13 protein-coding genes are annotated in these 15,488 nt (G+C 54.9%); 9 read left to right on the forward strand and 4 right to left on the reverse strand.

Annotation, left to right across the window (positions count from 1 at the left end; genetic code table 11):
- Positions 1–279: 279 nt before the first annotated feature.
- The 3 genes from MKY74_RS17665 (at position 280) to cysI (ending at position 5,295) form a co-directional block, all read left to right on the forward strand.
- Complete coding sequence (locus MKY74_RS17665) at positions 280–1,434, forward strand: serine hydrolase domain-containing protein (RefSeq protein ID WP_244169177.1); 1,155 nt, start codon at positions 280–282, stop codon at positions 1,432–1,434.
- Positions 1,435–1,676: 242 nt separating this feature from the next.
- The gene (locus MKY74_RS17670) at positions 1,677–3,533 is read left to right on the forward strand and encodes an assimilatory sulfite reductase (NADPH) flavoprotein subunit (protein ID WP_076167184.1); all 1,857 of its coding nucleotides are present in this window, start codon (positions 1,677–1,679) and stop codon (positions 3,531–3,533) included.
- A gap of 37 nt (positions 3,534–3,570) precedes the next feature.
- Positions 3,571–5,295, forward strand: coding sequence for an assimilatory sulfite reductase (NADPH) hemoprotein subunit (gene cysI, locus MKY74_RS17675; RefSeq protein WP_076167181.1), 1,725 nt, complete (start codon positions 3,571–3,573; stop codon positions 5,293–5,295).
- Between the two features lie 110 nt (positions 5,296–5,405).
- On the opposite strand, the gene MKY74_RS17680 is transcribed toward cysI, so the two are convergent.
- Both MKY74_RS17680 and MKY74_RS17685 read right to left on the reverse strand, forming a co-directional pair.
- Positions 5,406–5,942: a phosphatase PAP2 family protein gene (locus MKY74_RS17680; protein WP_244169176.1), complete on the reverse strand. Its 537-nt coding sequence runs from the start codon at positions 5,940–5,942 to the stop codon at positions 5,406–5,408.
- Positions 5,943–6,014: 72 nt separating this feature from the next.
- Positions 6,015–6,632, reverse strand: a complete 618-nt coding sequence (locus tag MKY74_RS17685; protein ID WP_076167178.1) for a DedA family protein — start codon at positions 6,630–6,632, stop codon at positions 6,015–6,017.
- A 322-nt stretch (positions 6,633–6,954) separates the two neighbouring features.
- On the opposite strand from MKY74_RS17685, the gene MKY74_RS17690 reads away from it, so the two are divergent.
- The 5 genes from MKY74_RS17690 (at position 6,955) to MKY74_RS17710 (ending at position 12,311) form a co-directional block, all read left to right on the forward strand.
- Positions 6,955–7,956: a Gfo/Idh/MocA family protein gene (locus MKY74_RS17690; protein ID WP_076167175.1), complete on the forward strand. Its 1,002-nt coding sequence runs from the start codon at positions 6,955–6,957 to the stop codon at positions 7,954–7,956.
- Positions 7,957–7,994: 38 nt separating this feature from the next.
- Positions 7,995–8,942, forward strand: coding sequence for a helix-turn-helix domain-containing protein (locus tag MKY74_RS17695; RefSeq protein ID WP_076167173.1), 948 nt, complete (start codon positions 7,995–7,997; stop codon positions 8,940–8,942).
- Between the two features lie 15 nt (positions 8,943–8,957).
- Complete coding sequence (locus MKY74_RS17700; RefSeq protein WP_076167171.1) at positions 8,958–10,046, forward strand: Gfo/Idh/MocA family protein; 1,089 nt, start codon at positions 8,958–8,960, stop codon at positions 10,044–10,046.
- Between the two features lie 185 nt (positions 10,047–10,231).
- On the forward strand, positions 10,232–10,771 hold the full coding sequence (locus tag MKY74_RS17705; protein ID WP_076167168.1) for a superoxide dismutase family protein: 540 nt from the start codon (positions 10,232–10,234) through the stop codon (positions 10,769–10,771).
- A gap of 274 nt (positions 10,772–11,045) precedes the next feature.
- On the forward strand, positions 11,046–12,311 hold the full coding sequence (locus MKY74_RS17710) for an MFS transporter (RefSeq protein ID WP_076167165.1): 1,266 nt from the start codon (positions 11,046–11,048) through the stop codon (positions 12,309–12,311).
- Between the two features lie 63 nt (positions 12,312–12,374).
- On the opposite strand, the gene MKY74_RS17715 is transcribed toward MKY74_RS17710, so the two are convergent.
- The gene (locus MKY74_RS17715) at positions 12,375–13,352 is read right to left on the reverse strand and encodes a metallophosphoesterase family protein (protein WP_076167163.1); all 978 of its coding nucleotides are present in this window, start codon (positions 13,350–13,352) and stop codon (positions 12,375–12,377) included.
- A gap of 15 nt (positions 13,353–13,367) precedes the next feature.
- The gene (locus MKY74_RS17720) at positions 13,368–14,219 is read right to left on the reverse strand and encodes an alkaline phosphatase family protein (protein WP_076167160.1); all 852 of its coding nucleotides are present in this window, start codon (positions 14,217–14,219) and stop codon (positions 13,368–13,370) included.
- A 327-nt stretch (positions 14,220–14,546) separates the two neighbouring features.
- Here MKY74_RS17720 and MKY74_RS17725 point away from each other — a divergent pair, with 327 nt between their 5' ends.
- Positions 14,547–15,416, forward strand: a complete 870-nt coding sequence (locus MKY74_RS17725; protein WP_244169230.1) for an ABC transporter permease — start codon at positions 14,547–14,549, stop codon at positions 15,414–15,416.
- Positions 15,417–15,488 lie beyond the last annotated feature (72 nt).

Genomic DNA, 15,488 nt, shown 5'->3' on the forward strand with positions numbered 1-15,488 from the left:
GACTCTGGTTTATGCTTTCCGTGTCTTTATAAAGTTTGGCTATATTTATTTTTGGCGTTGAGGTGGCCGGAATTCTCTGCTACAATTCCAAGCAGAAAGGCGGTCGATCTCGATGGCAAATCAATTTGCCAGTATGCCAAGCGGCTCATGCAAAGCCTATTCATAGGGCGAACCTTTGCATGGGCGGACGATCAGTTTAACAGTTCGCCCTCAGGACGTTTTATTGGATGGGCTTTGCACCTTATTTTTTCAATTTAAATCATAAGGGAGTTGAATGCATTGACCAATCCATGGATAAACAAACGTCAGCATCTCATCAATCTTCAAACACAGGTCCAGCGGCTGCTGGATGAACTTGCGAAAGACGATATCGGTGCAGGATTCCAAGCCACAGCCTACTGGCACGGTGAACTGGTGGTGAATGCCTTTTCAGGCAGCGCCGATGCCTTAGGACAAAATCCCGTCCATCCGGATACGCTCTTCGTGATGCAGTCCTGCTCCAAAGGTTTGATTTCCACGGCGATTCATATTCTCGCCGAGCAGGGCAAGCTGGCGTATGATGAGCGGATTTCTCATTATTGGCCCGAGTTCGGGGCGAATGGGAAGGAACAGATTACGCTCCGCCAGGTCCTGACTCATACGGCAGGAGTTCCTTTGATGCCTGCGCACGCGGATATGGAGCTGGTTACCAACTGGCAAGCGATGGTGCACGAGATGGAGCAGTTACAACCTATTTGGGAGCCTGGCACCAAGGCAGGTTATCACGGCTTGACCTTTGGATGGATTCTAGGGGAAACGGCCGCCAGAGCGGATGGCCGAGCGATTGGCCGGATCATTCAGGACGAGATCTGCAAGCCATTAGGAATGGAGGGGGATCTGTATTTAGGAGCCCCAGCGGAAGCGGAAACCCGGATCGCCGAAATTAGCGGCGAAGCCGTACCTATTGCTTCCATGCCCGATGACATGCTGTTCAAGCGGGTGCTGCCTCCGGCACTGGTTCCGGTTGCCAATCCGGAATGGAACTTGGCTTGCTTCCATTCAGCAGCCGTACCAGCCGTCAATGCCGTCGCAAATGCTCAGGCGTTAGCGCGCATGTATGCTTCACTGATTGGCGAGGGCGTGGACGGCAGACGCCTGCTCAAGCCGACCACCATGACCGAGGCAGCACAGCTGCAATTTGAAGGGATCGACGAAGTTGCGCTCGCTCCCGTTCGGTTGGGGCTGGGCTACTCGCTTAGCCAAGACGGCGATGCCATGGGCGGCAGCCGGGCGGCTTTCGGTTATGCCGGATTGGGCGGCATGATCGGATACGCCGATCCGTCGAACGGCCTTGCCGTGGCGGTGCTGTGCAACCGGATGAAGGTTGGGCGGGGAGACCGGTCTCCGGATCGGCTGGTAACGGATCTGATCCGCGAGAAACTTTGTCATACGTAAATTGAATTCTATTCCTTCCTTATGAAGGGCCCGGCTTTTTTTACGGTCGGGCCTTTTTTTGTCATCGAACGGCGGTTTCAAGAGGAATAATCGGCACGAAGCCACTTTATCAGCAAAGCTGATAAAACCTATAAGATCATTCTAATTGACCGTTCCCCCCTGCTGTGATAGGTTCAAGAGAGAAAATATGAGTAATCTACTAGGAATTATCACTAATGCATGCTACGCGAGGTGGATATTTGTTGGAACTTCAAGTAACGAACAGCCCTTTTAACCAAGAGCAGGTCGAGCTGCTCAACCGTCTGCTGCCCACATTAACCGATGCCCAGCGAATCTGGTTGAGCGGATATATCGCAGCGGCCGCCGTAACGGGTAGCGCTGTGCTGGGAACCGCCCCCATGGCGGCTGCCGCAAATGCGCCGGCTGCGTCTCCGGTAAGCACGGCACCGGCTGCGCCGAAAGAGGTTACCGTCCTGTACGGGTCGCAGACCGGCAATTGCGGGTCGCTGGCCAAGAAGGTGACCAAGAGACTGCAGGATCAGGGCTTTGAGGTCAAGCTATCTTCGATGAGCGATTTTAAACCGAACGGATTGAAAAAGGTGGAAAACCTGCTGATTCTGGTCAGCACGCATGGCGAAGGGGATCCGCCGGACAACGCTATATCCTTTTATGAGTTTCTGCACAGCAAGCGGGCGCCGCAGCTTGAAGGCATGCCGTTTTCTGTACTGGCGCTGGGAGACACCTCCTATGAGTTCTTCTGCCAGACAGGCAAGGATTTTGACAAGCGGCTGGAAGAACTGGGCGGCAAGCGGCTCGTTCCGCGCGTCGATTGCGACGTGGACTTCGACGAGCCGGCGGCGGAATGGATCAACAGCGTGGCCAGTGCGTTTGCCGAGCTTGCCGGAGCAGGAGCCGGAGCTGCACCGCAGGCCGTGCCTGTCACGGCTGATTCGCTGCTCGCATCCGCGGAATCGGAATATTCCAGAACCAATCCGTTCCAGGCCGAGGTTCTGGAGAATATCAACCTGAACGGCCGCGGTTCCGACCGCGAAACCCGGCACTTGGAAATTTCGCTGGAGGGATCGAACCTGGAGTATGAACCCGGAGACAGTCTGGGCATCTACCCGGAAAACCATCCGCGGCTTGTCGATGAATTGATCGAGGCGATGGGCTGGTCCGGCGAAGAATCCGTACCGGTTAACAAAAACGGCGATGAGGCCGCGCTGCGCGAGGCGCTGCTCCGCCATTATGAAATCACGGTGCTTACCAAGCCTTTGCTGGAAAAGACAGCCGCGCTCATTTCTAACGGTGCTTTGAACGAACTGCTCGCATCGGGTCATGATGAGCTGAGAGCCTACATCGAGGAACGCGATTTGCTCGATCTGGTGCAGGATTATTCCCTGAAGGGCATCCCGGCCAGGGAATTCGTAGCCATTTTGCGCAAAATTCCGGCCCGTCTGTATTCGATCGCCAGCAGCCTGAAGGCGTCGCCGGACGAGGTGCATGTAACGGTCCGGACCGTCCGCTACGAGAACCGCGGAAGAGAGCGGTACGGCGTCTGCTCCATACAGTTGGCTGAACGAAGCGAACCCGGTTCGGCTTTGCCGGTCTATATCCAGCATAATCCGAACTTTAAGCTTCCGCAAAATCCGGATACCCCGATCATCATGATCGGCCCGGGCACAGGCGTCGCTCCGTTCCGCGCATTTTTGAGCGAGCGGGAAGAGACCGGAGCCGAAGGCAAGAGCTGGCTGTTCTACGGCGACCAGCACTTCGCGACCGACTTCCTGTACCAGATCGAATGGCAGCGCTGGCTCAAGGACGGCGTCCTGACGCGCATGGACGTGGCATTCTCGCGGGATTCGGATCAGAAGGTTTACGTCCAGCACCGCATGCTGGAGAAGAGCAGGGAACTGTATCAGTGGCTGCAGGAAGGCGCTGTGGTATATGTGTGCGGCGACGAGAAACGAATGGCCCATGACGTCCATTCCACGCTGATTACGATCCTTGAACAGGAAGGCGGTCTCAGTCCTGAGGAAGCTGCCGAATATATGATTCGCATGCAGCAGGAGAAACGTTACCAGCGGGATGTCTATTAAGCGCATCCGATAGGCAAGCGAGAAGGAGAGAGCAAACATGTCTGAAAACAATTTGATGTCATCAAACAGCGCGCCCCACAGCGATGTGGAGGATATCAAACGCAGAAGCAACTATTTGCGTGGAAGCCTGGTGGATACGCTGAAGGATCCGATCACCGGGTCGATCCCCGAGGACGATAACCGGCTGATGAAGCATCACGGCAGCTACATGCAGGATGACCGGGACCTGCGCAACGAACGGCAGAAGCAGAAGCTTGAGCCGGCTTACCAGTTTATGCTCCGGGTGCGCGCGTCGGGCGGCGTGGTTACCCCGCAGCAATGGCTGATGATGGACCGGATTTCCCAGAAGTACGGGAACGGGACGATCCGCTTGACGACACGCCAGTCGTTTCAGCTGCACGGGGTGCTGAAGTGGAACCTCAAGAACACGATCCGCGAGGTGAACGAATCGCTGCTCAGCACACTGGCCGCCTGCGGCGACGTGAACCGGAACGTCATGTGCAATCCGAATCCGTACGAGTCGGAGATTCATTCGGAGGTGTACGACTGGGCCCGCAAGCTGAGTGCCCATTTGGATCCGCGGAGCCGGGCCTATTATGAGATCTGGCTTGACGAAGAAAAGGTGGTGGACAGCCACGATCATGACGTGGAACAGGAGCCGATCTACGGTCCGGTATACCTGCCGCGTAAGTTCAAGATCGGCATGGCGATCCCGCCTTCCAACGATGTCGACGTATTTTCGCAGGACCTCGGGTTGATCGCCATTGTAGAGGACGGACGTCTGGCCGGATTCAACGTTTCGGTCGGCGGCGGCATGGGGATGACCCACGGCGATCCGGCCACGTACCCGCAGGTAGGGCAGGTCATCGGATTCTGCACGCCGGAGCAGGTGATCGATCTGGCAGAGAAAACCGTGACGATCCAACGCGACTACGGCGACCGTTCCGTGCGGAAACACGCGCGCTTCAAGTATACGATTGACGACCGCGGCATCGACTGGTTTATCCAGGAGCTGACCGCGCGTCTCGGGTGGGAGCTGGAGCCGGCAAGACCGTTCCATTTCGAAAGCAACGGCGACCGGTACGGCTGGGTCAAAGGCAGCAACGGTAAGTGGCATTTGACCCTCTTTATCCAGAACGGACGGATTAAGGATGAAGAAGGGTATGAGCTGATGACCGGCTTGCGCGAAATCGCCAAGGTTCATACCGGGGATTTCCGGCTCACGCCAAACCAGAATCTGATCATCGGCAGCGTGAGCAGCCAGAAAAAGAAGAAGATCACCGAATTGGTGCAGCAGTACGGTCTGACCGACGGCATCCATTATTCGGCGCTGCGCCGTAATTCGATGGCATGCGTGGCCCTGCCGACCTGCGGTCTGGCGATGGCTGAATCCGAACGCTACCTGCCAACGCTGCTCGGCAAAATCGAGCCGATCCTGGAGGAAGCGGGGCTCCGTGAAGAAGAAATCGTCATCCGGATGACAGGCTGCCCGAACGGCTGCGCAAGACCGGCCCTGGCGGAAATTGCCTTTATCGGCAAGGCGCCGGGCAAATACAACATGTACCTCGGCGGCGGATTTGCCGGAGAACGGCTCAACAAGCTTTACAAGGAAAATATCGGCGAGGCCGAAATTTTGGATTCCCTGAAGCAGATTATTTTCCATTATGCCAAGGAACGCCGGGACGGCGAGCACTTCGGTGACTTTACTATCCGCGCCGGTTATGTGAAGGAAGTCCGCTCGGGACAATTTTTCCACGCCTGATGGCATAAGCAGCCGAATCGGCAGTGGCTCGGTACGCCGCTGGCGGTCATAACGGCAGCTCAAAAAAGTGCAGTCCCCAGCGGACTGCACTTTTTATGCTGTATATAAGCTCATAGATTGATCACGGCGACTGTGAGCACCGCCGTCACGCCGCCGACGAAGCTTCCGACCAGACAGTCCGAAGGGTAGTGCAGTCCGAGATAAATCCGGGAAATACAGACGATGAGTGCCATAACAAGCAGCAGGACGGCGACCCAAGAGCCCATAAACAGAAACGGCGTAATGATGGAGAAGATGGCCGTCGAATGCCCGGACGGGAACGAGGGATCCTTCAGCGGGTTTTTGCCAACCCTAACGCCTTCGAGAGCGAGGTAGGGGCGAATCCGCTGGACCTTGCGTTTAATCAGGGTCGTAATCAAAAAACTGATGGCCAGCGCGGCAAAGCTCTGCAGACTCGTTGTCCGCCACGGCTCGGGAGCAAACAGCGCCACGGACAGCGTCAGGGTAATCGTAAACAGCGCGCCGCCCAGGTGGGTCAGCATGCGCAGTGCAGCATGGAGCATGGTCGGATTCTGAGTGCGGTTAATCCAGTGGAATATGCGCCGGTCCCAGCCGTGCGCCTGCTCCATATAACGGGTGATGATCATGCAACGGTCCTCCTCAAAAATATGTTTTTTGCATCGAATGGTCGTCAGCGTCCGAAGCTTAACCCTATTGCCTCATTGCCTCGAATGAACCTTGGTACGCTTGCGCCATTTCAGGTAAATGTATACGGCCAGAATGGCGAACACGGCGGCCACGACGTATTTCAAAAAATGCTCTGTCCAGGTCAAGACCAGCTGCCATTGATTGCCGAAAATGTAGCCGATCCCGACAAAGACGGTTACCCAGAGCGCGGATCCCGTGTAGGCGTACAAGGCGAAGGTGCGGTAAGGGACGCGGATGATCCCTGTAAAGTAGCCGATAAACTGCCTGACTCCCGGAATGAAATAACTGAACAGTAGCAGCTTGTTGCCGTATTTGTGATATACTCTGGCGGTCTTTTCCACATGCTCCGGTTTGAGAAACAGCCATTTCCCGTAGCGCTCAATCAGCGGCTGACCCAGCTTGTACCCTAGCACGTAAGTAACCGTCAGCCCGACGATGGAGCCGAGGTAGGCGGCACCTAAAGCCGGCAGCAGGTCCAGTACGCCTTTATAGGACAAATACCCGGTGTAGGTAAGCGTCGTATTGCCTGGGGGGATCGGCAAAGCGATGGCATCTAGCGGAAGTCCGAGAAGCAGGACCCAATAACCGTACTGTCCGAACAGCCGCTCGATATATCCCAGCACATCCATAAAAATCTCCTTATCGTGATTGTAGTTGTGCTTTCCATTTTAATTAGCAAAGATTAAGAACGGATGAACAGAAAGCTTAAGAAAGTATTAAGCCGTCTGCCCGAATTCTTAACAGTCCGGAAGAACTTGTATTCCCATGATACGCAAATTTTTGCCGGAACAAAACCGTCTCCGGTTGGGGCGGAAACCCGTCTTAAGACCAGGTTTTTCTTGCGGCGCGATTTTATATAAAATTGTCGTAATATTATACTGTATTAACGGTTTTTCATGTGTTAGATTAAGGGCATGATGTCTTAATATTAAATACTGAGGAGCGCTGGATATGATCAGAATCGGTAAAATAAGCTATTGGCATGTGCATGCATGGGACTATACGAAACAGGCTGAGGCTCATCCGGGTGCGGAAATCGTGGCTGTGTGGGATGAAAATCCGGAGCGTGGTCAAGAAGCCGCCGATAAGCAGGGCGTGACTTTTTACGCATCATTAGATGAAATGCTCAGCCGTGACGATATCGATGGGGTCATTGTGGATGCGCCAACGAACATGCACCGCGAAGTCATGATCAAAGCCGCAGAAGCCGGCAAGCATATCTTTACGGAAAAGGTTATTGCCGCAACACTTAGCGAGGTCAACGACATTATTGCGGCTGTGGAGAAAAATAACGTGAAGCTGACCGTATCCCTTCCCCGATTGAACGACGGCTATACGCTGGCGATCCGGGAACTTCTGGACCAGGAGCTCCTGGGCAAAGTAACATATGTACGTGTGCGGCTGTCCCACAACGGGGCGACGGCCAATTGGCTGCCTGCGCATTTTTATAAGAAGGAAGAGACGCTCGGCGGCGCCCTGATCGATCTTGGCTGCCATCCAATGTATTTGACGCGACTTTTCTTGAGAGAAGAGCCTGTGGACGTGAGCGCGCAATTTGGATACATAACCGGAAAAGAAGTGGAAGACAACGCGGTTGCGACTTTGTCTACGAAATCAGGCGCAGTAGGCGTCGTAGAAGCCGGATTCGTGAACAACTTTTCGCCGTTTACCGTGGAGGTGCACGGCACCGAAGGAACGATCCTGTTCGGAACGCCGGACAGCAAGCTGCTGCTTCGTACGACCCGCAATGAGGAATACAAGGATGCCTGGGTCGAGATTCCGGTTCCGGCCAACCGCGAAAGCGCGTTTGAGCAGTGGATCAGCCATATCGAACAAGGCACAACTGCCGACGAAAACATCGCGATGGCGATCGAATTGACGAAGCTCATGGAAGCGGCCAATCTGTCGAACGCCGAGCGCCGCGCCGTTAAACTGAACGAACTGCAAGGCTAACCATCACAGAACTTATCAGACATAAGGATGTTGCTGCAATGATGAATAATTTTCCATACGAAACTATGCAGGGACGCCAGGATGCTTTGGAGCGTCTGGATTTACGCATCTATTGGGGAAATTATGAGATTCGGGTGATACGTTTTCATTTGACTTCTTTTCCTCCGGGGAAAATCGTGTCCTTTCACAAGCATGCCGAGTTTGAGTTTCACTTTATACCGCGCGGCAAGGGAACGGTGATCCTGGTGGATGAACCCTATGCTCTTCAGGAGGGCATGTTCTACCTGACGGGGCCGGAGGTGCTCCATTACCAGGAAGCGGATCCCGAGGAATCGATGGATGAGCTGTGTCTGCATGTGGATATCCGGGACCTGTCGCAGGTCCCGGATTCCGGCCAGTCGCCGCGTCCATACGCCGATCCGTGGGAGGCAGCCGAGGCGCATGACTGCATCGAGAAGCTGCGGACGCTGCCGCTGAAGCCCGTGATGGATACGTACCGGGCGATGCCGTTTTTCCTGGAGGCCTTCAACGCCTCACAGCAAAAATATTTAGGACTGTATACAACGATCAAAAACTGCATCATTCAAATTCTGCTCCGTGCCGTGCGCGCTTACGAGCCGGAACCACGGGAGGCGGAGCTTCCGTCCCGGGACATGAAGGCCTACCGGTACCAGCTGGCTCTGGAGTACATTCATGCCAACTCTTCCGGCGAAGTGGTGCTGGAGGATGTGGCCGACAAGCTGCATATCAGCTCGAGGCAGCTGCAGCGGATCATTAAGGATCAGGGGGGCGGGCGGTCCTTCAGCGAAATTTTGGAGGATTTCCGCCTGCAGGAAGTGTGCCGCCAGCTGGTGGAGACGCGCTGGTCCATCGAGAAAATCGCCGTTCAGGGCGGATTTTCCAGCGGAAGCTATCTGCATACCGTTTTTCGGAAGAGGTACGGCTACACGCCGTCGGAATACCGGAGAAAGAACGCGAAAGTATAGGAGGATTACGATCTCGTGGGAAAAACAATTCGGATTGGCATTATCGGAAGCGGGGGCATCGCCGGAGCGCATGCCCGGGCTTACAAAGGAATCGAGGATGTTCAAATCGTCGGGGTGGCGGATATTCTGCCAGACAAGGCGCAGCAATTCATTGAGCGCTGGGACCTGCCGGATGCGACCGGCTTTGACGACCACCGCAAGCTGCTCGAGCTGGATCTGGACGGCGTAAGCATCTGTACGCCGAACGTGGCGCATTACCGCACAACGGTGGACGCCCTGTCGGCCGGCAAAAACGTCATGCTGGAGAAGCCGATGTCGGTCACGCTGGACGAAGCGGTCGAAATGGTGCAGGTATCCAAGAAAACCGGAAAAATGCTGAACGTCGGTTTCCAGCCGCGCTACGACCCGAACATGGCCATCATTAAAAACATGGTCCAGAACGGACAACTGGGTAAAGTGTACTACGTGGAAACCGGGGGCGGACGCCGCCGCGGCATGCCGGGCGGAACGTTTATCCGCCAAGATATCGCCGGAGCAGGCGCGATGGCCGATATCGGCTGCTATTCGCTGGACCTGGCGCTCAACACGCTTGGCTATCCGAAGCCGCTGACCGTCTCTGCCTATACCTCGAACTATTTTGGCACCAATCCGAAATACCACGCGGAAGCCGGACAATTTGACGTTGAGGATTTCGGCGTGGCCATGGTCCGGTTCGAAGGAGACCTGGTCCTGAACTTCAAGACGTCCTGGGCGATGCATATGGATACGCTTGGTGCGACGATGTTCCTCGGCACGGATGCGGGCATGAAGGTGCTTCCGGCAGGCAGCGGCCCTTGGAGCGGGGTATGGGATGGGCATGTCGGCTCCATCTCGCTGTTCCATGACATCCAGGGACATCATACCGAGAGCAATATTCCGCTCATCAAGCATGAAATCAATGTGTTTGAGGAGAAAATCAAGGATTTTGTCCGCGCGCTGCGTGAAGGCACGCCGGCTCCGATTCCGGGCGAGGAAATTTTGCGGAATCAGGCCATTATTGACGGCATTATCCGCTCCGCGCAGACGAAGAAGGAAGTCGAGATTCATATTCCTGATCTCGTGTAACTGCGCTAACCAGTCCATTACTTTAACCCGCATGGTTACAGCAGTCCGAATTTCCCGCTCTGGGATCTTCGGGCTGCTTTTATTTTTTCGGATTTCCGTCCGGCACAGGTGTTATCTTTTTCGGGAAATAGGCAAACCTGATTTTGGGAGACCTAAAACCAGAATACAGGAGGACGATTGCAAGTATGAAAAAAATGGTGATGTCCGTCTGCCTCAGCGCCGGATTTCTGCTCGGATCCGCCGCCGTAACACCGGCTGCTTATGCCAATTCGGAAGAGCCGCAGCTGAAGGTGAAAATCGTAGATTCCAAAGGCGGAGAAGTAGGGACGGCGCTTCTGACTCAAAAAGGAGCCGCAGTTCAGATCCATATCGAAGCCGCGAATCTGCCGCCAGGTGAGCACGGCATTCATTTCCACGAAAACGGCAAGTGTGATCCGCCTGACTTTAAAACAGCTGGAGCCCATTTCAACCCGACCGGCAAGCAGCACGGCTTCCATAATCCGAAGGGCTATCATGCCGGAGACCTGCTGAACATTCAGGTGAAGCAGGACGGGACGGTAACCGCCGATTTGGAAACCCAGTCCGTAACGCTTAACAAGGGAGCCGCCAATTCGCTCCTGAAGCCGGGCGGAACCGCGATCATCATCCATGAGAAAGCGGACGATTACGTGACCGACCCGTCGGGGAACTCCGGCAACCGGATCGCCTGTGCGCGGATTGAATAGCTGCGGCCTGCCGTCAGCATTCCTGGCTGCCGATAGCGATGATATACACTCCTGAAGGAAAGATGCCTTCAGGAGTTTTTTTTGTGTTCTCGCCGTGTCACAAGCACATATCGGAACGGGATTGTTATCGCTTGCAAAAAAAACGTTGCCCGGCTCCATATTCCTGTGATATATTAAAACTCCTTCCATTTTTTCCACATGACCGGCTATTTCACCGCCAATGATTCTCCAGGAAGAGAAACGACCCCATCATAAAACAGGAGGAACCTCTGTTGTGAACTGGCTTAAATGGGATTTGAACCTGCAAATCCGGCTGATCGGCGACACACTCTTCAATTTGCTGTTTTGGATGTACTTTCCTTACATCACCCTGTTTTTCAGCGACGCATTCGGCAAGACCGCGGCCAGTATGCTGATGGCTGTTCCCCCCTTGGTCAGCCTGCTCGGGAGCTTGTTCGGCGGGTATTTGGCGGACCGCTTCGGCCGGAGGCCTGCCATGCTGCTCGGGGCCTGCATGCAGTCCTGCATGTTTGCCGTCTTTGCGCTATCCCCGTCCCATTGGCTCGACTATGCCGCATATATCGGACTCGGGCTGGGAGGGGCGATCTATTCCCCGGGAAGCTCGGCCATGGTAGCCGACGTGACTCCGGAAAAGGACCGGCGGATGGTATTCGCAACCTTCGTGACGGGCAGAAATATCGGGGCGGTCTTTGGCCCGGCGCTGGGTTCGGTATTCTTCTTCCAGTACCGGCACGAGCTGTTGTGGACCTGCACGTCGGTAACGCTTCTGTACTTTTTGACCATTTTATTGTTCAGCAGGGAGACGCTTCCGGCATCGGCAAGGATGAATCGTACCCGCAGCAAGCTGACCGCTATCTTGAAGGAGCAGGTGGTGAGTTACGGCGTCATTTTTAAGGACAAGGTATTTGCGCTCTATATTGCCGCGGGCATCCTGGTGACGATTGCTTTTATGCAGCTGGATATGTATCTTGCGATGTATGTCAAAGAATACGTGCCGGGACAGGCGCTGCTGTCCTTCAGCGGCTGGACGTTCAACCTGAGCAGCGCGCAGGTATTCGGGTTGATGCTGGGTCTGAACGGTCTGCTGTTCGTGCTGTGCGTTCTTCCCGTAACCAAGCTGTTCGAAGGCTGGTCCGAACGGAACATCCTGATCATGTCGGCCTTGCTGTTTGGCGGGGGAATGTTCCTGATCGGTTTGACGACGCAGGTGTGGCTGCTGCTGGTGTTTACGTTTGTGTTTACGATCGGCGAGCTGTCGCGGAGCCCCGTCACCGACAGCTTTATCAGCAAATATGCGCCTGAACACGCGAGAGGGCAATACATGGGGGCGGCGAATCTGCAGTTTTCAGTCGGCCGGTTTATCGCGCCGGTCACGATTATGCTGTCGTCGTGGTTTCCGCCGGTGGTCGTGTTCGGCTTCATCCTCCTGGCTACGATCCTCAGCTCGCTTTTGTATGTTCAGGTTTTTAAAATCATTCCGTCAAGCTACTACGAGAGGAAAGCCGAAATCACAGGTTGAACCCAAACAAAGCCGTTCAAGAGCGGATGCAATCCGCATCGCTTGAACGGCTTTTTTAGGCTGTTATTCGGCTGCTGCCGGCATTCCCGCCTGGACGGGTCTGCCTGTCGGTGCATGAACTGGCTGGTCGCGAAGGACGGAACCGTCCTGCAGATGCAGCCAGGTGTCAAAACTTCGCTCCCCTTGCGTGAGCCGGATGACCCGGGCGCCGGGCATGAATGGCTGATCCAGATAAGCGTTGCGGGTGGTCCGTCCGTAACACAGGCGGATACCGTGCAGCGTTCCCCAAAAGTCGTTGCCGTGATCATGGCCGACAAAGGTACCGAGAATGTCGCCCATCTCAACCATGCTCGCAAAAAAACCGGTGTTGATCCAGGGCGCGCAGCAGTGACAGTCAAGCTTGTTCCCATAACAGACCGAGAAATCCCAAATATCGTTATATTCGGGCAGCGGGATATGGAAGAAGGCTAGCGATGGAAGCGGGACTCCGCCGTTGCCTGCCGTAAGACGGTAGGACTGCTGTGTATACCATTCAATCTGGCTGCGGCGGATCCAGTCGTAAAATCCGACGCGCAGATGCTCCAGCGGCGAATAGCTGCCCGAATCCAAAAAGTAAAGGGCGGCCTCCGTGTTGTCCCGGTGTGAATCCCGGATTTCCAGACAATAGTTGCCGGTGCCCTTGACGTGGGGCGGATCTGGAATCGCATAGCAGTATCGGTGGGACAGCTGCAGGGCATGAAGCTGTTCCCGCGTCATATCGGGAGCCTCGGAGTCGTGGTTTCCAAAGACGGCTGCCCAGGGGATGCCCATCTGCTCCGGAACCGACACCGCATCCCGAAACGCTGCGGCCGGATTCGGGCTTTTATTGCTGGCGATCACGTCACCGGTGTAGACGACCAGATCGGGCTGTTCCGCCTCAATAATCCTTCGCATCATATCCTTCATTTGAAGGTCTTCATCATCAGGCTCGCAAAACTCCGTATCCGTAAATTGGACAATGGTGAACGTGCCGTCCTCGCGAAACCGCAATGTTTTCCTCATCTGCCTATCCTCCCGCTATGCGTTTTCCGGCATGGACCGGGTCTGGAGCAAGCCGGCAGGGACAACGGCATCCCAGGCATCCGGAATATCCAGGCCTAGAGCGGCTGCGGCGACAGCCGCGGTGTCCACAATCGAGATTTCCCCGATGGTTGTTCCCGGCTCGATTCCCGGTCCTACGCAGCCCCAAAACACATTTTTGTCCATTGGATGATCGCTGCCGTGGCTGAATTTGTCGTCGCCGCCGCCGCCATGGTCGGTCAATAAAATCACCAGGCTATCTTCAAGAAGTCCCAGCTGCTCAAGGGTACCTAGGACCTGACCGAACAGGACGTCATTTTGTGTAATCGCATTCAAATATTCCTGCGAGTCCGGTCCATAGCCATGCTTATGTCCGGCTGCATCGGGTTCATCCAGCTGCATGAACAGCAGTTTGACGTCCGGGTTTTGTTCCAGATAGTTCTGGATGGCCTGAACCAGATCGGCATCCGGCAGAGATTCCTTATGTATTCCGATGCCATCCTCAACGATCCCGTCATTGATCGGGCTCCAGCTGGTGAAGGAGGCGAGCTTGGCCTCGGGCCATGCCTTCCTTGCAAGCCGGAATACGGAAGGGTAACGCGATTCGGCAGGATAAGGCTCGCTCGCAGCGACCTCGTTCGTTAGTCCGTGCTTCTCCGGCACGACGCCGTGGAGCACAGAGCCCCAGCATTCCGCGCTGATTGTCGGCGACTGCGCCTGGGCGTCATAGGTGACGGCCCCTTTTGCCAGAAAAGCGTCAATGACCGGTGTGGCCGTGTGCTGAATAAAGTTGCCGGCGCCGTCCATTCCCAGAATGAACACGCGCGAAACGGCATTTGCATTGCTCATGGGTCAACCTCCCCAAAGATGATTTCGCTTTCATAGGATCGATCACGCCCCTAGCATAAAGATTCCCGTACGGGGTGTCAACCACCGATTGGGAAATAAGCAAACAAGTCATCAGAGCGTTAGCAGGAAGTCATCATCGTGGTAGCCGGACTTTGCTTGCACCATATAGAATCGGAATTGTAAGGGGTTACAGGTCACGAAACGACAAAAAGGAGTGAGATCATGCAAGAGGCGGTGCAGCTTGACCGGAATGCGGTGAGCCCGGCAAAGATCCGGCGGGTTTCCACGTTCCGGAGACAACTGAAGAAATACAAATGGCTGCTGCTGATGACACTGCCGGGAGTCATTTATTTATTCATCAACAACTATATCCCCATGTACGGCGTCATCCTGGCTTTCAAAAATTACAATTATGTCGACGGCATTTGGGGAAGCGAATGGGCGGGACTGGACAACTTTAAATTTTTGTTCAACTCCCAGGACGCCTATGTCATTACGAGAAACACCTTTCTATACAACTTCGTGTTTATCGTCCTGAATCTGGTGCTGGCCGTCCTCGCAGCGCTGCTGATTAACGAAATCAGGGACAAGGTCATCACCCGGTTCTACCAAAGCACCTTTCTGCTGCCGCACATTATTTCCATGGTCGTTGTGGCGTACCTGGTCTACAGCTTTCTGAATGTTGAAAGCGGTCTGGTGAACCGGCTTATCGCCAAATGGTTCGGATCTGAAGCCGTTTCCTGGTACGGCGAGCCCCGCTATTGGCCGTATATCCTCGTGATCGTCAACGCGTGGAAGAACGTAGGGTACTTGTCGGTCATCTATTTCGCCGCAATTATCGGGATTGACAAGGAGTATTACGAGGCGGCAACCATCGACGGCGCCAGCAAGTGGAAGCAGATGACGCGGATTACGATCCCGCTGATCACGCCCGTCATTACTACGATGACACTGCTTGCGGTCAGCGGAATCCTCAGAAGCGACTTCGGCTTGTTCTACCAAGTGCCGATGAACACGGGCGCGCTTATCCCGACCACGAATACGATCGATACGTTCGTGTACCGGGCGATGACGCAGTCTGGCGACATCGGGATGTCCTCGGCGGCGGGCTTTTATCAATCGGTCGTCTGCTTTGTCCTGATTCTGGCAGCTAACGCAGCCGTCCGGCGGATCAACAAGCGCGACGCTTTGTTTTAGGGAGCCGCGTTTTTCGTCGCAAGGGATGTGTGCAAGCGTACATTGATTTTTCCAAGAAAGGTAGAGGAACGT

Origin of the sequence: Paenibacillus sp. FSL R5-0378 (assembly GCF_038009285.1) — a bacterium.
Lineage (GTDB): Bacteria > Bacillota > Bacilli > Paenibacillales > Paenibacillaceae > Paenibacillus_AQ > Paenibacillus_AQ favisporus.